Origin of the sequence: Exiguobacterium profundum (assembly GCF_001909285.1) — a bacterium.
Taxonomy (GTDB): Bacteria; Bacillota; Bacilli; order Exiguobacteriales; family Exiguobacteriaceae; genus Exiguobacterium; species Exiguobacterium profundum.
Genome location: NZ_MRSV01000001.1, coordinates 197,543 through 217,833 on the forward strand (window position 1 = coordinate 197,543; position 20,291 = coordinate 217,833).

General features: G+C 49.8%; 22 protein-coding genes and 1 riboswitch. Of the genes, 10 read left to right on the plus strand and 12 right to left on the minus strand.

From position 1 onward, the window contains the following. The first annotated feature begins 40 nt into the window (after nt 1–40). Nucleotides 41–832: an endonuclease/exonuclease/phosphatase family protein gene (locus BBB58_RS01150; RefSeq protein ID WP_074034973.1), complete on the plus strand. Its 792-nt coding sequence runs from the start codon at nt 41–43 to the stop codon at nt 830–832. Between the two features lie 117 nt (nt 833–949). Next, a complete protein-coding gene (locus BBB58_RS01155) occupies nt 950–2,128 on the plus strand; it encodes an MFS transporter (RefSeq protein ID WP_074034975.1) in 1,179 nt (392 codons plus the stop codon). A 35-nt stretch (nt 2,129–2,163) separates the two neighbouring features. On the opposite strand, the gene BBB58_RS01160 is transcribed toward BBB58_RS01155, so the two are convergent. Further along, a complete protein-coding gene (locus BBB58_RS01160; protein WP_074034976.1) occupies nt 2,164–2,868 on the minus strand; it encodes an alpha/beta hydrolase in 705 nt (234 codons plus the stop codon). Between the two features lie 73 nt (nt 2,869–2,941). On the opposite strand from BBB58_RS01160, the gene BBB58_RS01165 reads away from it, so the two are divergent. Then, nucleotides 2,942–4,207 (plus strand): purine/pyrimidine permease, encoded by a 1,266-nt coding sequence (locus tag BBB58_RS01165; protein ID WP_074034977.1) that lies wholly within the window; start codon nt 2,942–2,944, stop codon nt 4,205–4,207. 21 nt (nt 4,208–4,228) lie between these two features. Here the strand turns inward: BBB58_RS01165 and BBB58_RS01170 are convergent, their stop codons facing one another. From BBB58_RS01170 to BBB58_RS01185, 4 genes are read right to left on the minus strand one after another with little or no spacing between them, the layout of a single operon-like run. Further along, entirely contained in the window at nt 4,229–4,621 is a 393-nt protein-coding gene (locus BBB58_RS01170; RefSeq protein ID WP_074034978.1) for an RDD family protein, read from the minus strand. Beyond that, complete coding sequence (locus BBB58_RS01175; RefSeq protein ID WP_074034980.1) at nt 4,618–5,265, minus strand: NAD(P)H-binding protein; 648 nt, start codon at nt 5,263–5,265, stop codon at nt 4,618–4,620. The genes BBB58_RS01170 and BBB58_RS01175 overlap by 4 nt, the downstream gene beginning before the upstream one ends. Nucleotides 5,266–5,299: 34 nt before the next feature. Continuing rightward, entirely contained in the window at nt 5,300–6,604 is a 1,305-nt protein-coding gene (locus tag BBB58_RS01180; protein WP_074034981.1) for a nucleobase:cation symporter-2 family protein, read from the minus strand. Continuing rightward, complete coding sequence (locus tag BBB58_RS01185; RefSeq protein ID WP_074034982.1) at nt 6,601–7,182, minus strand: xanthine phosphoribosyltransferase; 582 nt, start codon at nt 7,180–7,182, stop codon at nt 6,601–6,603. Before BBB58_RS01185 ends, BBB58_RS01180 begins: the two co-directional genes overlap by 4 nt. A 76-nt stretch (nt 7,183–7,258) precedes the next feature. Beyond that, nucleotides 7,259–7,360: riboswitch (purine riboswitch) on the minus strand. A 126-nt stretch (nt 7,361–7,486) separates the two neighbouring features. Here BBB58_RS01185 and BBB58_RS01190 point away from each other — a divergent pair. From BBB58_RS01190 to BBB58_RS01200, 3 genes are read left to right on the plus strand one after another with little or no spacing between them, the layout of a single operon-like run. Continuing rightward, a complete protein-coding gene (locus BBB58_RS01190; RefSeq protein ID WP_074034983.1) occupies nt 7,487–8,095 on the plus strand; it encodes an NAD(P)-dependent oxidoreductase in 609 nt (202 codons plus the stop codon). 60 nt (nt 8,096–8,155) lie between these two features. Next, the gene (locus BBB58_RS01195; RefSeq protein ID WP_074034984.1) at nt 8,156–9,709 is read left to right on the plus strand and encodes an ABC-F family ATP-binding cassette domain-containing protein; all 1,554 of its coding nucleotides are present in this window, start codon (nt 8,156–8,158) and stop codon (nt 9,707–9,709) included. A 20-nt stretch (nt 9,710–9,729) separates the two neighbouring features. After that, nucleotides 9,730–10,854, plus strand: coding sequence for a DUF418 domain-containing protein (locus tag BBB58_RS01200; RefSeq protein WP_074034986.1), 1,125 nt, complete (start codon nt 9,730–9,732; stop codon nt 10,852–10,854). A gap of 90 nt (nt 10,855–10,944) precedes the next feature. On the opposite strand, the gene BBB58_RS01205 is transcribed toward BBB58_RS01200, so the two are convergent. The 5 genes from BBB58_RS01205 to BBB58_RS01220 all read right to left on the minus strand — a co-directional run bounded on the left by BBB58_RS01205 (nt 10,945) and on the right by BBB58_RS01220 (nt 13,753). Further along, nucleotides 10,945–11,874, minus strand: coding sequence for a manganese-dependent inorganic pyrophosphatase (locus BBB58_RS01205; protein ID WP_074034988.1), 930 nt, complete (start codon nt 11,872–11,874; stop codon nt 10,945–10,947). A 95-nt stretch (nt 11,875–11,969) separates the two neighbouring features. Next, nucleotides 11,970–12,104 carry a hypothetical protein gene (locus tag BBB58_RS15540; protein ID WP_015880450.1) on the minus strand — a complete coding sequence of 45 codons (135 nt, stop codon included), beginning with the start codon at nt 12,102–12,104 and terminating at the stop codon, nt 11,970–11,972. 97 nt (nt 12,105–12,201) lie between these two features. After that, on the minus strand, nt 12,202–12,483 hold the full coding sequence (locus tag BBB58_RS01210; RefSeq protein WP_074034990.1) for a HesB/YadR/YfhF family protein: 282 nt from the start codon (nt 12,481–12,483) through the stop codon (nt 12,202–12,204). Nucleotides 12,484–12,550: 67 nt separating this feature from the next. Then, nucleotides 12,551–13,510 (minus strand): LacI family DNA-binding transcriptional regulator, encoded by a 960-nt coding sequence (locus BBB58_RS01215; RefSeq protein ID WP_074034992.1) that lies wholly within the window; start codon nt 13,508–13,510, stop codon nt 12,551–12,553. A 9-nt stretch (nt 13,511–13,519) separates the two neighbouring features. Continuing rightward, nucleotides 13,520–13,753, minus strand: coding sequence for a hypothetical protein (locus tag BBB58_RS01220; protein WP_015880447.1), 234 nt, complete (start codon nt 13,751–13,753; stop codon nt 13,520–13,522). 245 nt (nt 13,754–13,998) lie between these two features. On the opposite strand from BBB58_RS01220, the gene BBB58_RS01225 reads away from it, so the two are divergent. The 4 genes from BBB58_RS01225 (at nt 13,999) to BBB58_RS01240 (ending at nt 18,343) form a co-directional block, all read left to right on the plus strand. After that, a complete protein-coding gene (locus BBB58_RS01225; RefSeq protein ID WP_074037850.1) occupies nt 13,999–15,282 on the plus strand; it encodes an NCS2 family permease in 1,284 nt (427 codons plus the stop codon). A gap of 228 nt (nt 15,283–15,510) precedes the next feature. Continuing rightward, nucleotides 15,511–16,248 carry a (Fe-S)-binding protein gene (locus BBB58_RS01230; RefSeq protein WP_074034994.1) on the plus strand — a complete coding sequence of 246 codons (738 nt, stop codon included), beginning with the start codon at nt 15,511–15,513 and terminating at the stop codon, nt 16,246–16,248. Between the two features lie 2 nt (nt 16,249–16,250). Further along, nucleotides 16,251–17,651, plus strand: coding sequence for a LutB/LldF family L-lactate oxidation iron-sulfur protein (locus tag BBB58_RS01235; RefSeq protein WP_074037851.1), 1,401 nt, complete (start codon nt 16,251–16,253; stop codon nt 17,649–17,651). After that, nucleotides 17,651–18,343 (plus strand): LutC/YkgG family protein, encoded by a 693-nt coding sequence (locus BBB58_RS01240; RefSeq protein ID WP_074034997.1) that lies wholly within the window; start codon nt 17,651–17,653, stop codon nt 18,341–18,343. The genes BBB58_RS01235 and BBB58_RS01240 overlap by 1 nt, the downstream gene beginning before the upstream one ends. A gap of 36 nt (nt 18,344–18,379) precedes the next feature. On the opposite strand, the gene BBB58_RS01245 is transcribed toward BBB58_RS01240, so the two are convergent. After that, nucleotides 18,380–19,411 (minus strand): DUF4097 family beta strand repeat-containing protein, encoded by a 1,032-nt coding sequence (locus tag BBB58_RS01245; protein WP_074034999.1) that lies wholly within the window; start codon nt 19,409–19,411, stop codon nt 18,380–18,382. After that, the gene (locus tag BBB58_RS01250) at nt 19,408–19,728 is read right to left on the minus strand and encodes a PadR family transcriptional regulator (protein ID WP_074035001.1); all 321 of its coding nucleotides are present in this window, start codon (nt 19,726–19,728) and stop codon (nt 19,408–19,410) included. Before BBB58_RS01250 ends, BBB58_RS01245 begins: the two co-directional genes overlap by 4 nt. Between the last annotated feature and the right edge of the window lie 563 nt (nt 19,729–20,291).

The window sequence follows — 20,291 nt, forward strand, 5'->3', positions numbered from 1 at the left end:
ACTCGCTCGAGAGTTGGCCTTTTTCTAAAGGAGGACTATCGTGAATATTTTAACGCTCAATTGTCATGCCTGGTTAGAAGACCGTCAACAAGAGAAAATCGATGCGATTGTCGAACGTATCGCAAGCGAAGAGTATGACTTCATCGCGCTCCAAGAAGTCAATCAACATAAAGAGGCCCCCCTCATCTATGGGAACATCCGTGAGAACAACTTCGCACACGTCCTCGTCGAGCGCCTGAAAGAGTTAGATCTTCACTATCACATGATATGGGACTTTGCCCATTACGGATATGACATTTACGAGGAAGGCGTCGCCATCTTGTCACGGACACCGTTTCTATCGACCGAATCATTCTTCGTATCCAAGACGACGGACCCTGACAATTACAAGTCCCGTAAAATCGTCAAAGCCGTGATTGAAGGTCCTGAAACGCCGACGACCGTCTACTCGTGTCACCTCGGATGGTGGCATGACGAAGAGGAGCCAGTGAAGCATCAACTCGACGAGCTCCTGCGTCGCGTGGAGCATGACGACCATGCACTCCTACTCGGTGATTTCAACAACGATGCTTTCATTCGAGGCGAAGGATACGATTATTTGATGGATAGTGGGCTTCAAGACTTGTTCCATCTCGCAACGGAACGCGAAGGCGATGCGACCGTCCAAGGGAAAATCGCTGGATGGGATGAAAACAAGAAATCGCTACGCATCGACTTGATGTTGACGAATGCACCCATTCACGTCTCCCGTCATGCCGTCGTCTTCGACGGCGAAAACGGACCTGTCGTCTCCGACCACGCCGGTGTCGAAGCCACAGTGTTTTGGCGTTGATGCACCTTTTTCTTCCGACTTGGGAGAAAAGGGTTAATTTTTTTGGAAAAATCTTGTAACGTGATAAAAGACTGATGTCTAACTACTAATGAATGAAATAGAAAGAAGTGTTTGAACATGAAGACAAGCTCGCTCAGTCGAAGCGACTGGACTTTAGTTTTATCCCTATCCTTATTAACCTTCGTTCTCGGAACGAGTGAATTTGTCATTGTCGGCATTTTGCCTGATATCGCAAGCGGTCTATCCATTTCCATCGCAACGGCTGGAAGTCTCGTATCGGCATTCGCCATCAGCTTTGCCGTCGGTACGCCAATCACGATGTCCTTGACGAGCCATCTTCCAAAACGCAAATTGATGCTCGGTTTGACGATTCTCTTCACCTTATTGAACTTGTTGAGCAGTCTCGCTCCCATGTATGAGTGGTTACTCGCCTTACGCATGTTGACGGCCGTCGTCACAGGTGTGTTGATCTCGCTTGCTATGCTCGTCGCTAGCGAAAGCGTCCCTCCGGCAAAACGAGGGGTAGCCGTATCCTTTATTTTTGGTGGCTTTACAATGGCCAACGTGTTCGGTGTTCCAATCGGAACATTCATCGGACAACAAGCAGGCTGGGAATCCACATTTTGGTTAACGACCGCACTCGGTGCAGTCGCCTGGGTTGCCATTTATCGTGTCTTGCCGAATCAATTGTCTCAAGAAAAAGCATCACTCCGTGAACAAATGGCACTCCTGACGAATCCGCGCATCTTGATTGCCTTCTTGATTCCGGCGTTCGGTTTTGGGGCGACGTATGTCGTATATACGTATCTCGTACCGATTTTAAAAGATGTACTCGGTGTACCGGTCGCTTGGGTCAGTCCGATTTTATTCGCCTACGGATTCATCTCGATCTTCAGTAATATTGCTGCTGGAAAGATCGCCAGTCACAATCCGATCGGACGCTTACGATTCGTCTTTCTCGTCCAAGCGTTCGTCTTGGCCGCGTTGTTCATGACGACGTCGAATATGACGCTCGGTCTCTTCAATATCGCCCTCATGTCGTTCATGGCGATTTTATTGACGACGTCGACACAGATTTATTTGATCGACTTGGCGGAGAAATTTAATCCGAACGCCAAAGGTCTCGCCTCGTCACTCATGCCCGTGGCGAGTAACGTCGGAATCGGACTCGGTTCCGCTCTCGGTGGTGTCGTCTATGCGACAAGCCCTATCATGATGCTCGCGCTCGTAGGCGGCTTGGTCGCCCTCGTCACAGCCGGGTTGACCGCAGTCAGTTATTCGCTCGACCAACGTTAAAAACGTGCGCACCTCGATGCAGGTGCGCACGTTTTTTATAACCATTCGAGAATCGCGGATAGGACTTCGTCGAGTTGTTCTTTCGATGTGAGCGGACTTTCCTGATCGCCTTTTTGAGGACCATACATTCCGAAATTTGCATGATTCCCGCCTTCGATTTGTACGAATTGACTATCGTCAGGAAGGTCGCTTCGACTCGCCTCGATGTCTTCTGGGACAGCTAATCCATCCAACTCACCCGAGATAGATAGCACGCGCAAGTCACTATCGACCATCGAGCTGATCGGATATGATGCGAGGAAAATGACACCTTCCACCGCCTCTTGATGCTCAAGCGCGTAACCCGATGCCGCCGAACCTCCGAGTGAATGACCGGCCACGACCCAACGTTCAATCTCGGGATGTGCTTCGATGATTGGATCGGCTGCGTCGATATCTAAAATGCCTAAGTTGAGACGAAGCGACGGAATGGCGACGAAATACCCTTCCTCGGCTAAACGTGTTCCGTAATACGCATACGCCTCTTTCTCCACTTTTGCTCCTGGATAAAGAATGATGCCGATCTCGCTCGTCGTATCTCCGAACTCGAGACGGTTGTCGACCACTTTCCCCTCTTCCGCATACTGTGTCGCTTCATCGGTTGGTCCGTACGTGAACTGCGTCCAAATCAAAAAGCCTGCTACCGCGACAACAAGCAATCCTACGATTGAGAGTGCGGCCCACTTGAAGAATTTCTTCATTATATAGCCTCCGTTTGCATCCACTTCATCATAACGTTACAATAATAAGAAAAAGCATGATCAGGGGGACACCATGACCAGAAGTAATGTAACCACGACGATTCAGTGGTTTATTTTTATTTTAGCTACAAATATTGTACCACCACTCTCCATCGCCGCCTTGTTTGAACTGTCGCCAGATGAGACGATGACCTTCATCTCCCGCTCACTCTTCATCTTCGCACTCTTCAGCATCATCCAAACGTTGCTCGGCCATCGCCTCCCGATACTCGAAGGACCTGCCGGCATTTGGTGGGGTGTCTTCACTTTATACGCCTCCATCGGTCCCGCTCTATACGGAAGTCAGCAAGAGACCTTGCAAGCACTCGGATTCATGCTGTTTTTTAGTGGAATCCTTGGTGTGTTGTTGACCGTCACTGGTATCTTAAGACGCATGCTCGCCCTGTTTACACCGCAAGTGCTCGGCGTCTATATGATTTTGCTCGTCCTTCAATTATCAGGGGCCGTCATTAAAGGTGGCTTTGGGGTGACGGAAGACGGAATCAACGTCGTTCAGGCAGTGGCGACGGCAGGTCTCGTCTTGTTCGCACTCACGCTCGAGCAAAGTCGCTTTAAACAATATGGGCTCGTCATGACACTATTCGTCGGGTTCGGCTTATTCCATTTACTCGACCTTGGAAATCCAATCGTTCGTTCAGAATCTTTCTTCCTCGTACCGGAACTTCTTCCGTTCGGAAATTGGGTATGGGATTGGAACTTGTTGCCAACGGCTTTCGTCATCACCTTGCTTCTCATGACGAACGTCCTTGCGAACATCAAGTTGATTGAGCGCATCGTCAGTTCTCGCGAAAAACGAGAAATCAAAGGGAACGTTCCCGCATCGGGTGTCGCCAGTGGCGTCAGTCAAATCGTGGCCGGTCTGTTCGGTACACCGGGTCCTGTCGCCATCTCCGGGACAGCTGGTTTTCTCTCTTCGACGGAGAGCGTCCAGCGTACCCCGCATTTGATTGCCCACGCCCTCATGATGTCGTTAGCACTCATCGGTCCATTCGTCTCGTTGATTGCGAGCATCCCGGCCGCTGTCGGTTATGCAATCGTGACACCACTCATTGCAACGATGATCATCATCGGAATCAATGAGGCGGCCTTTGAATTGAAGCAGTCCACGGCATCTCTCACGGTCGGACTCCCGCTCGTCATCGGTGCCGGGGCGATGCTTCTGCCACCCGGATCAATGAATGAGTTACCACCGCTTCTTGCGACCGTCTTCTCTAACGGACTCGTCCTCGGGACGATTGTCGCCTTAACAACTGCCATCTTAAGTAAAATCAAGGATTGAAAAAAGAACTGGCCATATCGGTCAGTTCTTTTCACGTACATGCATATGGTAACGGGCATCGTGCGGTAAAACAGCGCCTTCTTCTTGTTCGAAATGCGCACGGTCTTTCCAATAACGAACGACTGACGAAGTATCACGATGCAGGGCGCGTTGTAGCGCTTGTTTTGCCGTGACAGGCGTTTCGTCATCGTTTTTCAATTCAAGTCCCATCAGTTTATAACCGATTGTTTGTCCACCTCGACTCATTTGCCAGGCTTCCATGGCATATGTCAGTAGTGTCGGTGTGATGACCGCATGCACAAACTCGCTCTTTACTTTCTTTCGCACGAGCTGTTCTACGCCCACGCTGACAAGACCTGCAATGACACTGTCAATCATGACTGCTTTGGTTCGCTTTTTTGTTAATGGATTCATCGGCTCATCCTCTGCATCATCCCTGACGTCAACACTTCGATTCCTTCGCCTTCTTCAGACGCCATAATCAAGGCACGAGCGACATGCAGCGCTTGAATCGGTGCGACTTCCGGTGTCTTCTCAAGCAAGATTGACTGGAACGGTCGACTGATGACCTCGGCCGCTTTCTCCCCGAAGCGGAATGAATCACGCTCTCCGAGTAACAGAGAAGGACGCGCGATAATCAAGTGATGGAAGTTGAAAATACGTAACGCGTTCTCAAGCTCCCCTTTCACACGGTTGTAAAAGAACGTCGAACGCAATGATGCGCCTTGTGCCGATACGACCGCATAGCGCGTCGCACCATGTGCCTTAGCGACACGGGCGACTTCAAGTGGTAATTCTAAATCAACTTGTTTGAACGCTTCTTGCGAGCCGGCGACTGCAATCGTTGTGCCGAGCGCACAGTACACGTCGTCGATCTGTGGAAGGGATGAATCCATCTCCTCGAACCCGACGACCTCATGTAACTTCGGATGACTCCAACGCTTCGAGCGACGGACAACGATCCAGACCGCATCATAACGGTCACTCTCTAACAACTGTTCAACCAATTCGCGGCCAATCAAGCCAGTCGCGCCTACAACAAGTGCAGTTTTCCCCATTCGTGACTCCTCCTAGACTACTATTTCCTTCAGTCTAGCTGACTTGCCGTTCCTCGGCAATGATTGTCCCGGGACGGAATCGGTCCATCATACGGAAAAATCCGTTCAATGCGAGCGCCGTGAATGAGCCTGCCACGATAGCACTGTCCGTGAACAACTGCAGCCACTCCGGCATGTTTGCGACGATGGCTGGATTGGCGGTAATACCGAGCCCAACACCGATTGAGAGCGCAATGGTAATCAAGTTCTCGTTTTTCGAAAAGTCGACTTGACTGAGGATACGAATGCCAGAAGCAGCGACCGTTCCGAACATGACGAGCATCGCTCCCCCAAGCACAGGCTTCGGAATCAATGTCGTGAACGTAGCGACTTTCGGGAGGAATCCGAGCAAGATGAGCAATCCGCCTGTCCAAAAGATGACGCGACGCGATTTCACACCTGACAATTGAACGAGTCCAACGTTTTGACTGAACGTCGTGTACGGGAAACTGTTGAAAATCCCTCCAAGAATCGTTGCGACGCCTTCCGCACGATACCCTTTCGTCAATTCTTTCGCACCGATTGGTTGTTTCGTGATATCGCTGAGCGCCAAGAACACCCCTGTCGATTCAACCATCGAGATGATGGCGACGAGCGTCATGACGAGGATGGCAGACAGGTCGAATGTCGGCATCCCGAAGTAGAACGGCTGGACCATTTGGAACCATCCTGCTTCACGAACAGGACTGAAATCGACGAGACCGAGCGAAGCGGCTACCCCTGTTCCAACCAATACGGCAAAGAGGACGGCAGCAGCACGCGTGAAGACGGTCCCGACACGGTTCAAGACGAGAATGAGTAGAATCGTTAAACCACCTAATCCGAGATTCTGCATCGATGCGAACCCTGGTTCACCGGGCATCCCGCCACCGATGTCATTGACGGCGACCGGAATCAGCGAGAGACCGATGATCGTCACGACCGAACCGAGCACGACCGGCGGGAAGAAGCGCGCGAGTTTCCCGACAAATCCAGAAATGAGGATGACAATGAGCCCGCTCGCAATCAACGCGCCATAAATGGCAGTGATCCCGTTCGCGCTTCCGATGGCGATCATCGGACCGACCGCAGTGAACGTACATCCGAGGACTACCGGCAATCCGACACCAGTGAAGCGTGTCGTCCATACTTGTAGTAGCGTCGCCACCCCACACATGAATAAATCAATTGCGACGAGATAGGCGAGCTCGGTTGGACCAAGCCCGATGGCACCACCGACGATGAGTGGGACGATTGCCGCTCCCGTGTACATCGCAAGTAGATGCTGGAATCCTAGACTAGCTGTCTTGAACGTATTCATCGAACGACCTCCACGAACGAGATATGGTCTTTCTCTAATTTCGCAATGCGTGCCAACGATTCGACGCGATAGCCACGCTCGATCAATTTATCGCGCCCTGGTTGGAATGACTTTTCGATGACAATCCCAACGCCCGCGACCTCTGCACCTGCCGCTTCCACGAGTTGTGTCAGTCCGAGTGCCGCTTCCCCATTCGCGAGGAAGTCATCGATGACAAGAACACGTTCGCCTGGTAAGACGAAGCGTCGGCTCAAGCTGATGCGGTTCGTCTCTTGTTTTGTGAACGAATAAACGTCCGCTTCCACGAGGTCGTCTTGGAGTGTCAGCGATTTTCGTTTACGCGCGAATACGAACGGGATGCCCATCTCAAGCGCCGTCATCATCGCCGGCGCAATCCCACTCGATTCGAGTGTGACGATGCGGTCTATTTGAGCGTCTTTGAAACGTTCTGCGAATTCTTTGCCGATGCCTTTCATGAGTACCGGGTCGACCTGATGATTCAAGAAAGCGTCGACTTTCAACACTTGGTCGGAAAGGGCCCGACCTTCTTCACGGATTTTGTCTTCTAACTGCTTCATTGTTTACCCTCCAATAAAAAATGCGATTCGTCACCCCTCATCGGGAGGCAACGAACCGCATGGAAATCAACGATAGCATACGACAAGCGCCACCCGTAGTCGAACCATTTACGGTAGTTCGGTAGAGACTTGCGGACCATATTTCCGCTGATATACGAGTGCGAATCTATTTATATAAGATAGACCTTATTGTAGACGAGCTGACGAGAAATGCAATAGGTTGGAATCAAACGGTGAAATGTTCGATTTTTTTTAAACTGCTGTATACTGTAGATATTGGATATGAGAGAGGAGCCCTGCCCTTATGAAGTTATTCGTATTAGGCGCAACCGGTCGGACCGGACATCAATTCATCGATCAAGCCATCGAGCACGGTCATGATGTCACCGCGTTCGTCCGTGAACAGAAAAAGTTGATCCGGACGCCACAACTCGAAATCATTGAAGGCGACTTATATGATGTCGACGCATTGACGGAAGCGATGCATGGTCACGATGCGGTCGTCAGTTGTCTCGGAACGGATTTGAGCGACCCAGACTTTTTAGCGAGTGTCACGGACAAGCTCGTCCCTGCGATGAAGGCAAACAATGTTTCACGTATCATTTATCTCGCTTCAGCGGGGATTGACAATGAGATTCCGGGCCTTGCGGGGAAAGCCATTACGTTCATGCTCCGGAAACCGCTCCGTGATCATCGGGCAGCCGTGGACTTATGGCGAAATTCGTCATTCGATTATACGATTGTACGACCGATGCAATTGACGGACGGTCCTCGCACCTCGACATATCGCACGGCCATCGATGAAGTGCCAGAGAACGGGAAGCACATCTCACGGGCAGACGTCGCCCAGTTCATGCTTCATACGATTGAAGAACAGGAACACGTACGAGAGTCGGTCGGACTGGCGTACTAATTTGATTCAATTCATGCTACAATATCGGGTAGTTTACTTTGAAAGGAACGAAAACGAATTATGAGTATATTAACGGTACAAAACTTGAGCCACGGCTTTGGTGACCGCGCTATTTTGAACGATGTCTCTTTCCGCCTCTTAAAAGGAGAGCATATCGGTCTCGTCGGAGCGAACGGTGAAGGAAAATCGACGTTCATGAACATCATCACACGCAAACTGCAACCGGATGAAGGGAAAAACGAATGGGCAAAAAATGTCCGTGTCGGTTACCTCGACCAACACGCGGTACTCGAGCGTGGAATGACGATTCGGGACGTCTTGAAAGGTGCTTTCCAATACTTGATTGACATGGAGACGCGCATCGGCGAACTCTACATGGAGATGGGTGACGCGACACCGGAACAGATGGAAGATATGCTCGCGGAGGTCGGTGAGCTTCAAGAGACGCTCGATTCGAACGACTTTTATATCATTGATGCGAAAGTAGAAGAAGTGGCACGCGGTCTCGGTATTTTAGACGTCGGTCTCGACCGTGACGTCACGGACTTGTCAGGTGGACAGCGTACGAAAGTATTGCTTGCAAAATTGCTTCTCGAGAAGCCAGATATCTTACTCCTCGATGAGCCGACCAACTATTTGGACGAAGTGCACATCGAATGGTTGAAACGCTATCTTCAAAACTACGACAATGCCTTCATCTTGATCTCGCACGATATCCCGTTCTTAAATAGCGTCATCAACTTGGTCTATCATATGGAGAACCAAGAGTTGAACCGCTACGTCGGAGATTATGACAAGTTCATGGAAGTGTACGAGATGAAACGCTCACAGCTTGAAGCCGCCTACAAGCGTCAACAGGCCGAGATTGCCGACTTGAAAGACTTCGTCGCCCGTAATAAGGCGCGTGTGTCGACACGAAACATGGCGATGTCACGTCAGAAGAAGCTCGATAAGATGGATGTCATCGAATTGAGTGCGGAACGTCCGAAGCCAGAATTCCGCTTCTTACAGGCTCGTACGTCAGGACGACTCATCTTTGATGCGAAAGGTCTCGTCATCGGATACGATGAGCCACTCTCACGTCCGCTCGACCTTCAGATGGAGCGCGGTCAAAAGATTGCCCTCGTCGGAGCGAACGGAATCGGGAAGACGACTCTCTTGAAGAGTTTACTCGGCTTGATCAACCCTCTTGAAGGGACAGTCGAACGCGGTGAGTTCCTCGAAATGGGGTACTTCGAACAGGAAGCAGCATCAAGCAACAACACGTGTATCGAAGAGATTTGGAGTGAGTTCCCGTCACTCAACCAACAACAGGTGCGCGCGATGCTCGCGAAATGCGGTCTCATGACGAAGCACATTGAAAGTAAAATCTCTGTCCTCAGTGGTGGGGAAAAGGCGAAAGTACGTCTTTGTAAACTCTTAAACAACGAAACGAACTTGCTCTTACTCGATGAGCCGACGAACCACTTGGACGTCGACGCGAAGGAAGAGTTGAAGCGTGCGTTGAAAGAGTACAAAGGAAGTGTCCTCCTCATCAGTCACGAACCAGAATTCTATGAGGATATCGTCACAGATGTCTGGAACTGTGAGTCGTGGACGACGAAAGTATTTTAATTCAGTAAAGGACGTGTCGTATGGCTGGCCCAATTCAAACGAATGAACGGATTATCTTGTATGACATTATCCGAGGGTTTGCCCTCTGCGGCATTTTCCTCGTCAATATCCCGAGTATGCTCGGGAGCGACTGGATGTCCGGTCGTCCCGACTATTACGGGAGTGACCTGTTCGTTCGCACCCTCTTCGACTTGTTCGTGCAAACGAAGTTTTATACGATTTTCTCCCTCCTATTTGGGATCGGCTTTTCGATTTTCCTCGAGCGCTCATACGCCCGAGGCGAATCGGTCAGTCGTTACATACGCCGGATTTTGATTCTCTTCTTGTTCGGTCTGGCACACCTGGCGATTTGGTCAGGGGATATCCTCCATACGTATGCCATGTGGGGCTTATTGCTTCCTCTCTTTTACGGATTGAGTAACCGTGCGATTTTGACGTGGGCATGGAGTTTATTGATTGGGAGCTTTTTACTGTTCTATGTGTCATCCATGTACTTAGAATTGTCGCTCGGATTTAGGTTTAATGGGGATCCTTTCCCGGCCGTCTTCAATTCTGGATTCGGCCCATGGTTCGACTATCGCCTAGATGAAGAGATTTTTGACATGTTCCAAAACTCATTTTTTGTCGGGGTTGAAATTCTAAGTCTGTTCTTGTTCGGCCTTTATATCGGACGGGAACGGAAACTCCTCACTTGGAGCATCCAAGGACTGACGCAGACAGCTATCATCTGTACGGTAACCGCCCTACCGTTCTTCGCAGTCATTATTTGGCATCACTACGGTAGCGGTGCCGAATATTCGGCGACGAACTCTGCGGCCGTTCTCGTCTCCGGAAAACTACTCGCCACAACGTACATCTGCCTGTTCACCATCGCCGTTCGAAAAGGTCGCACGTTCGCCCCGCTTCAAGCGCTCGGACGAATGGCACTCACGAACTATTTGACACATACGTTGATCATTGTCTTGCCAGTGATCGCACTCGGGGCGTACGGTGCGCTTTCCTTAACCGAAGGTCTATTCCTCAGCATCGCCATTTTGATTGCGCAGTCGTTCTTCTCGATGTGGTGGCTAAAGAATCACCGTTACGGACCGTTTGAGAAACTATGGCGTCTCGGAACATACGGACGACAAACAAAATCATCCTAAGATTGGACTTCATTGTCCGGTCTTTTTTTAAATAAAAACTGCAGACGAGCATACGTCTGCAGTTCCGCTCGAGGCCACGGCTTCGAGTTTTTATTTTGTTGCCGCTTCCGTTAAGAATGGCACGATTTGCTTCTTACGTGAGACGACGCCAGGAAGTGTCGCCAATCCGTTTTGAAGCGTCACGTTGAACGCTTGTTCGAAGAGTTCTGGTTTTGGTCCGACAACGACGGCTTCCGAATCGTTCGTCAAAATGTTCGTGATGGCGAATACGAACAAGTCCAAGTTTTTCGCTGCAACCGTTTTGGCGATTGCGGCTTCAACTTCCGCTTTCCGGTTCAAGACATCGTTCGCATCGACCGTGTTCACTTGTGCGATTTCGACACGATAGTCGCCCATCGCGAATTCTTTCGCATCGAGTGAGATGAGCTCTTCAATCGTTTTTTGGCTAAGGTCCGCACCGGCTTTGAGCATCTCAAGTCCGTATACTTCCGCATCGACGCCAGCGATCTCCGCAAGTTCTTTCGCTGCTTTGATGTCTTCATCTGTGCATGTCGGTGATTTGAAGAGAAGCGAATCCGAGATGATGGCTGACAGCATCAAGCCGGCCATATCCGCAGCAATTTCGACACCATGCTCTTTATACAACTTCAACAAAATCGTTGCCGTACACCCGACTGGCTCCGCACGATAGTAGAGCGGGTCTGCCGTTTGGAAGTTTGCGATACGGTGGTGGTCGATGACTTCAAGGATTCGCACATCTTCAATGCCATCCGCACTTTGCTGGAACTCGTTATGGTCGACCAAGATGACTTCTTCCGCCTCACCTTTCACACTTTCAATCAAGCGTGGTGCTTTCACACGGAAGTGATCGAGCGCATATTGTGTTTCACCGTTCACTTCACCGAGACGAACCGCCTCTGCGTCCATCCCTAATTTCTTTTTCAACTCGGCATAAGCGAGCGCTGACGTGATTGTGTCGGTATCTGGATTTTTATGTCCAAAGACTAGTACTGTACTCATGTCTCATTCTCCTCACTAAATAGTTTTCCCTTATCCATTATAACGCCCACGGCATTTCTTTCAAAAAACAAACAAAAAGAGCCGTGTCTCGGCTCTTATGCTTGTTCATCTTCATCTGTCTCTTCGAGGTCAGAATGATCTCCTTTTGAATCTTCTTCATGGGAGATGTCCGGCTGATCTCGCTTCAACTTTTCTTTTTCTTCTTGTTCACGCTTTTCTTTGTCTGACATATGGTGTCATCCTTTCGAAAATCCGACTTGTCGTAATCTGTTCCCCTAGCTCGATTTCGTCAAACGACATTTCATCAAACGTAAACAAACTGAAACGTCAGGCCTGCACGAAGACGATTTCTTCTCCGCGAAGTTCGACTTTCACGTCTTGTCCTTGGAACAACCACTCATCTTGTTCCGCCACGACAAAACGAATGCCGTCTTCTTCGGTCTCAACAGCCGCATTGTTCACGTCTTCTGTGATGACCCCGACAGAAAAACCGTGCGTCAAGTCTGTCGAACCTCCGTATTTGGCAAACAAACGAACCGTTTGGCCTGCTTCGACTTCCATTTCTTCTTTAAACCATTGGAGCGCTTCTTCTGTTACTTGAATCTTCATAACATCTCCTCCTCTCGACTACTCCTTTCATTCTAAACGTTTCAAAAGAGTCGAGCGAGGAAGTTGCCTAAAGTGTCGTGCCAACTTGATAGCTCACCGTCATGCCATGCGTTTCCGGTTGCGCACCATTCATTTCAGCGAGCGTCGTTTCAAATAAGCGTCGCCCGATTTCTTCATTCGGTGAGAGCATCGTCGACAGTCCGAATGCATGACCGATCGGATGTCCGTCAAAGCCTAGCATGGCGACTTCCTGAGGAATCTTGATGTCTCGCCGTTGCATCTCTCCTAAAAATCCGAGGGCGACATAATCAGACGAGAAAAAGAGCGCTCGAGGACGCTCTTTTTGAGAGAGGAACGTTTCAGCTAGCCGAATACCGTCCTCACTCGTCAAATAGCCGGTCCAAATCCATTGCTCACGCGCATGCGCTACTTCATCGAAATAGGCTTGCTGACGCGCAAGGGAACTCGGACTATGGCTTCTTGACAAGATGATACCAATCTCTTCATATCCATGCTCCTGTAGCACATGAATACCTGATACGAACGACGCGTAATGGTCGACATGGATCGATGAGATCGTCTCCGGTGCGCCGACGGTCGCCACAGCGATTGGCCCGTACGCACGATACGTCTCCATTTCCTTAAAGGACATTTCATGCGATAAGACGATCGCCCCATCGACTTCGCGATGTTTCAATAAATCGAGTGCTTGTCGTTCCTCACTCAGCTTATACTCCGTCTGCCACATGACGAGCCGGTAATCGTGCTCGAGCGCCGCCTTGGCGAGTCCATTGACGAAGAGACCGTAATACGGGTGATCCATATAAGGTAAGATGACGACGACACGTTGTGTTTTCCCCGTCGACAACGTCAACGCCTGTTGATTTCGCAAATACCCGAGTTCTTTCATCGCCGCATGGACACGGGTCCGTTTTTCCTTCGATACGTACGGATGCTCGTTCAACACACGCGAGACCGTCGTCACCGATACGTCAGCGTGCTTCGCGATATCTCGAATGTTTGCCATTCGACCACCTCAACTTGTCAGTCTTTGCATATAGTGTACCCACTCTGCTTGCTGACTGTCACCTCTTTCGACGACTTGACAACGAATCGCTTGAACGAGACGGAAGCGCTCCTCTAACGGTAAATGAAGAAACTCTTCCTGGAAACGGGTACACAACATTTTTCCAAACGGTGTATACAACTGATTGATGACGAGCTCGTATACGATTCCACTGCACCATGTCTTCCACGTTGTCGGTTTCATATCGGTTCCCCTCCCTTTGTCTATACCGTATCTTCTGAAACGCGTTTCAGAGCAAGAATCTTTTTTAAAAAAATTTATTTCCGAACATTATTTGTCTTCAACTTTCATTTTTCATGTTTTTTACTCAAAACAATTGACGGGAATCAAACATTTTTGTATAGTCATCAAGTTGATAACGTTAATTTAAGCATTTTTCTCAATTAATGTTCGGAAATAGACCGAAATAAGGAGTTTTATCGATGAATATTTTTCAATTTAAACAACATGGAACGAATGTTAAACAGGAAGTGACTGCTGGGATCACAACGTTCGTGACGATGGCGTACATCTCTGTCGTCAACCCAGCGATTCTATCCGACGCAGGGATTCCGTTCGCACAAGCATTCACAGCGACAATCATTGCCATCCTCATCGGGACAGGCTTGATGGCGTTTTATGCGAACTTACCAATCGCCGTGGCGCCAGGAATGGGGCTCAACGCATTCTTCGCTTACACGCTCGTCGCTCAAGAACAGATTGCCCCGTCCGCCGCACTCGGCGTCGTCTTCGTCTCGTCCGTCTTCTTTTTAATCTTGTCGCTCTCTCCAATTCGGACGAAGTTGATTCAAGCGATTCCGACTTCGTTGAAGCATGCCATCACGACCGGAATCGGTCTTTTCATCGCTTCACTCGGATTAAAACTATCAGGTTTGATCGTTGCTGATGAAGCAAACTTGGTGCGTCTCGGTGACGTGTCTTCTCCAGAAGTACTACTTGTACTCGGTGGTTTGATCGTCTCGGCACTTCTCTTTTCACGAAACGTACCCGGTTCTTTACTCATCGGGATGGTACTCACTGGGATCGCAGCATACTTCATGGACATCTTAAAAATCGATGGTGTCACGGCGATGCCGACGCTTCCCGAGGGACTCATGGTCAACCCCGTGACGGCATTTAGTGATGTCATTCAATACGGTTTGTTCGGTGCTGTCCTCTCGTTCTTCCTCGTCACGCTTTTTGATACGACAGGTACGCTTGTCGGTGTCGGAAAACAGGCAGGTCTCTTAAAAGAGGATGGAACAATTGAGAATGGTCACCGTGCACTCTTTGCCGATTCACTTGCCACAATGGGTGGATCACTCGTCGGAACAAGCCCGTCTACGGCATACATCGAGTCTGCTGCCGGTGTCGCGCAAGGTGGACGTACGGGGCTCACAACGGCCGTCGTCGCCGGATTGTTCGGATTGACACTCTTCTTCAGCCCACTTATCGGCGCCATCTCTGGCGTAGCGGCAATCACAGCTCCTGCACTCATCATCGTCGGGGCACTCATGTTGACGAACGTCCGGTACATCGACTGGAGCGACTTCAGCGAATACTTCCCGGCTTTCATGACGATTTTGATCATGCCTTTGTCAGGAAGCATCGAACGCGGCATAGCCTTCGGGTTCATCTTGTACCCGATCTTCAAAGCGATGAACAAAGAGACGGTTCACCCGCTCATCTACTTGTTCGGCGCACTCTTCATCTTGGAAATGTTCTTCCTATAAGTTAGACAGAAGATCCTCGTCATGTGTCGAGGATCTTTTTCTGTTATACGTTCTCCTTAGCTGTTTTATATCAGAAAAGAGATGAATATCTGTTCAGTGAGATACGTTATCAATTAGACAGGATTTTACAAATAAATCAGTTTTTCTCCCCATTTTTTTTTTACTTTCCTACGCTTTATGAAATAATGACGTTGAAATCGCTATCATCAGAAGAAAGAAGGAATGGCTATGCCGAATGTAGCTTTATTCGTCACTTGTTTATCTGATACGTTGTTTCCATCCGTCGGACAAGCGACAGTCGAACTACTCGAACATTTAGGGTGCGAGGTGACGTTCCCCTTTGAGCAGACATGCTGTGGGCAGCCTGCCTACAACAGCGGCTATCATGAGGAGACTAAAAAGGTTGCCAAGCACATGATTGAAACGTTTGAACAAGCAGATGCAGAATATATCGTCGGACCATCGGGGTCGTGTGTCATGATGATGCGCGACTACCCTCATTTGTTCCAAGATGATCCAGTATGGGGTCCTCGCGCTGAAGCGCATGCCGCCAAAACGTTCGAACTGACGCAGTTCATCGTCGATGTGCTCGAAGTCACAGATGTCGGTGCCAAGTTTCCCGCCAAAGCGACCTATCACGCGTCTTGTCATATGACTCGCCTCCTCGGAATCGAAGCGGCTCCCGGTAAGTTGCTCGGAAACGTCGATGGACTGACGATGGTTCCCCTCGCGAACGTACATAACTGTTGTGGGTTCGGCGGGACGTTCTCCGTCAAGATGCCAGACGTGTCGGTACAAATGGTAGATGAAAAAGTCGATTCCATCTTACAGTCAGGCGCAGAGGTGTTGATCGGAGCGGATGCGTCATGTCTGATGAACATCGGCGGACGTCTTCATAAACAGGGACATCCGATTAAAGTGATGCATATTGCCGAAGTCTTGAACGAAGGAGTGAAGCAAGCATGAGCATGGGGATTCGATTGGATGAGAAGTTTCAAGATCGACGAAAAGATGGAATCGAAGATGCGTTCATGCGGCAGGCCGTCAGTTCGGCTCAAAACCGTCTACGGGATGGCCGGTTAAATGCTGCAGGTGAACTCGGGGACTGGGAATCGTTTCGCGACCATTCGGAAGAAATTCGTCAACATGTGCTGGAACATCTGGATTATTACTTATATCAATTGAGCGAGAATGTCTCAAAACGTGGTGGAAGCGTCTTTTTCGCGGAGACACCGGAAGAAGCGAACCGCTACATCCGGGAAGTCGTTCGGTCGAAGCAAGCCAAACATGTCGTGAAATCGAAATCGATGGTCACGGAAGAAATCGGCTTGAACGAAGCACTTCAGGAAGAAGGATGTACCGTCGTCGAGTCCGATCTCGGTGAATGGATTTTGCAACTCGACGAAGACCCACCGTCTCACATTGTCGCCCCGGCTCTGCACAAAGACCGCGACGCTGTCCATGAGACGTTCACTACTCACGGCTATACCGGTTCAAACGATCCGACTGAACTCGGTCGTTATGCGCGTCAAGAACTGCGCAAAGACTTTTTGAAGGCAGAAGTCGGCATCACCGGCTGCAATTTCGCCATCGCAGAGAGTGGAGCCGTCGGGCTTGTGACCAATGAAGGGAACGGACGCATGGTGACGTCGCTTCCTGATACGGTTATCTCTGTCATGGGCATGGAACGCGTCGTCCCGTCTTATGAAGAGTTCGAGGTGCTCGTCAACATGCTTTGTCGAAGCGCGGTCGGTCAGCGACTCACGTCATACATCACGACATTCGCCGGGACGCGCGCGGTCGGTGAAGTCGATGGACCAGAAGAGTTCCATCTTGTCATCGTCGACAACAAGCGTTCTGGTATTCTCGGGACACAGTTCCAATCGGTGTTGCAATGCATCCGCTGCGCGGCCTGTATCAACGTCTGTCCCGTCTATCGCCATATCGGTGGTCACGCGTACGGGTCAATCTATCCAGGTCCGATTGGTGCCGTCTTGGCTCCGCTTCTTGACGGATACGAGAACTATAAAGAACTCCCCTATGCGTCGAGTCTCTGTGGCGCCTGTACGGAGGCGTGTCCTGTAAAGATTCCGCTGCATGAGCTGTTGATTGAACATCGACGCGTCATCGTAGAGGAGAAAAAGCAATCACCTTTCGTGGAGCGGATTGCGATGAAAGGATTTGCCGTCACGGCTTCGAGTCCATTCTTATTCGAAGCAGCGGAACATGTCGCACCGTTTGCGACATCACCGTTCGCCACCTCGGGTCAGATTGAGAAAGGGCTACCGGCTTGGACGGACTCGAAAGACTTGCCGCAGCCGAACAAACAGACCGTCCGAGATTGGTTCAAGAAACGGGGGAATGCCTGATGAATCCTGGTACAATCACAAACCGTGAGGACTTTCTACAACGAATCGCCAAGCAACTCGGTCGTGAGGTCAAGCTCACGCCGCCAAAACGGGAATATACACATCGTCCGCAAGATGAGGTGTTGAAAGGCGCGAGTGAAGAAGAGCTGCTCGAGACGTTCCGCATGGTCGCGACCCGAATCCATACCGATTTGGTGGAATGTGAATCTGCGAAGCTTGATGATACGCTTCGCCTCTTGATTGAACGCTATCATGGCGCACGGATTCTCGCAGAAAACGATGAGCGAATTTCCGCTTGGGCACCTGCAACAAGTGAGACGTTTGATTGGTGGGATTCGTCACAACCCGAAGCGAGTCGAGAGCTGGCCATTCGAGCGGACATTGGCATCACGATTGCGGATGCGGCATTTGCGGAAAGTGCGACAATCGTCCAATATGCGAAGCCTGGTAGATCACGGACAATCAGTCTGTTACCGCAAGACCATATTGCAATCATCCCGAAATCTGTCCTTGTTCCACGTATGACGCAAACGGCACAACAACTTGCCACACTCGACCGAGACGGTCTCCATTCCCCGAACGGTGTCAATTTCATCTCTGGTCCCTCGAACTCGGCCGACATCGAGATGAACCTCATCGTCGGCGTTCATGGTCCTGTTAGAGTCGCCTATGTGTTGGTACATGATTTATAAGTATAGCCCCTCCATCGATCGATGGAGGGGCTATATTCATCCTGATACGGTGACGCTCCCATTTGAGCTCGTTAATTTCACTTCAATCGATCCGTCTCCAAATACGCACTCTTTCGACCGCTCTCCAAACACATCAACTTTCCCGTTTCGTGACTTCGCACGAATCGTCACATCTTCCGGACGTTCATCGACATGTAAGTCAATCTTCCCATTGTTCGTCTTCAAGCGAATCGGTGCTTGAATCGCTTGTACGGAACAGTCTATCCGTCCATTAGAAGTTTTGGCATCGACCGCTCCCGTGACGTGATCGACATCGATTCGACCGTTCGAGGAATGGATGTTGATCCGCTCGAGCTGAGAATGTTTCGCTTCGACACGACCGTTTGAGGAATGAAGCTCCCAATCGTGACCGTGACAGCTTGATGCGAGCACTTTTCCGTTCGATGTGCGCAGGACACCATGACGTGCTTGAATGTGATGTGCGACGATTCGACCGTTCTCACTCTCCACGTGGAACCGTTCCGCTTGGAGATCTTGTACATCACTCGAACCGTGACGATTTTTTAATTGAATCTGATGATAGGCGTGATGAGGCAATTCAACCCGAAGTACAGGTGCCTTTGACCCAAACCATGAGAACAGGTCCGAAAGACCGAAACGACGTTCGGATTCAATCCGTATCTCTAAAGTGTCCCCCACGATATCCATGACGACCCCATGATCAGTCTCCGTCTCAAGCGTCGCATACGCATAACCGTCTTGTGATGGGGTGACGAACACTTGCGCATTTTGAACTTGAATGAGGACGCTTTGGAAGGCTACCGCCGAGCTTTTGACAACCGCAGGCGGTCGCGTCGAGACCGATTCTTCAATATCGACAGAGGCGAGCAATTCCGATGCGAGTATGCTCGGTTCCCCTAACTCACGTGCCAATTCTTCGTCACTTCTTCCTTCTAATCGACCACTCGTGAAATATTCCGATACGTCTCGTAAAATATCAAGCCGATCTTTCACCTTCACGTCCATCAATAGCTGTTCGAGCTCTGACAAATACTGTTCTTCATTCATCTGTCGTCTCCCCCTCGGATTAAGTCATTAACACCGTTCGTGAATACATCCCATTCCGTTCGCAGTTCAACTAAGTGTTTGCGGCCCTGTTCCGTAATTTGATAGTACTTCCGTGGAGGGCCTTCTCCAGACTCCATTAAATACGTCGTGAAATAGCCCTCTGTCGTCAATCGACGCAACAACGGATAGACCGCACCTTCTGAAATGGCCACTTTGGCCGAAATCGCCTGAACGAGCTCATACCCATAGCGGTCTTGTTCCGCGACGAGTGCTAACACACACAGGTTAAGTACGCCCTTTTTGAATTGAGGATTCATCATCCCACCCCCTACTATACATAGAACAATAGCATACTATCTACTACTGTTCAATAAATAATAGCGTTCATTTCCTTGATTTCTCAATATCTAGCATCTGAAGAGTTGAATCTGTACAATGAAAGAACGACACTCGTAGGATATTAGTCACAGTCGGAATGTTCATCATTCTAGGAAGGAACGGTCTTTATGAAGTCATGGATTGACCAACGGATCGGGAGACAATTTTTATTCGTCTTCTACTTATTCATCGGACTGATCCTCCTCACGTCGCTTGCCGTATATGTGTATACGGAAAACCAAATCGAACAGACGACGTCATCGCTCGAGAACATCAGTGAACGGCGCACGAATGCGACCGAATTGTTCGAGACATGGCAGTCGATGCAATATGAAATGCGCGGATATGTCCTCCTTGGGGATGACGCGATGTTAGAACGTGTGCAAGATAAACAAGTCTTGATTGACGAACAGACCACTTGGTTCGAGCAGAATGCCGTAACCGAGAAAGAAAAAACGTACGCGAGCGATGCGCGTACGCTGTTTGTCGCGTATCAGGAACG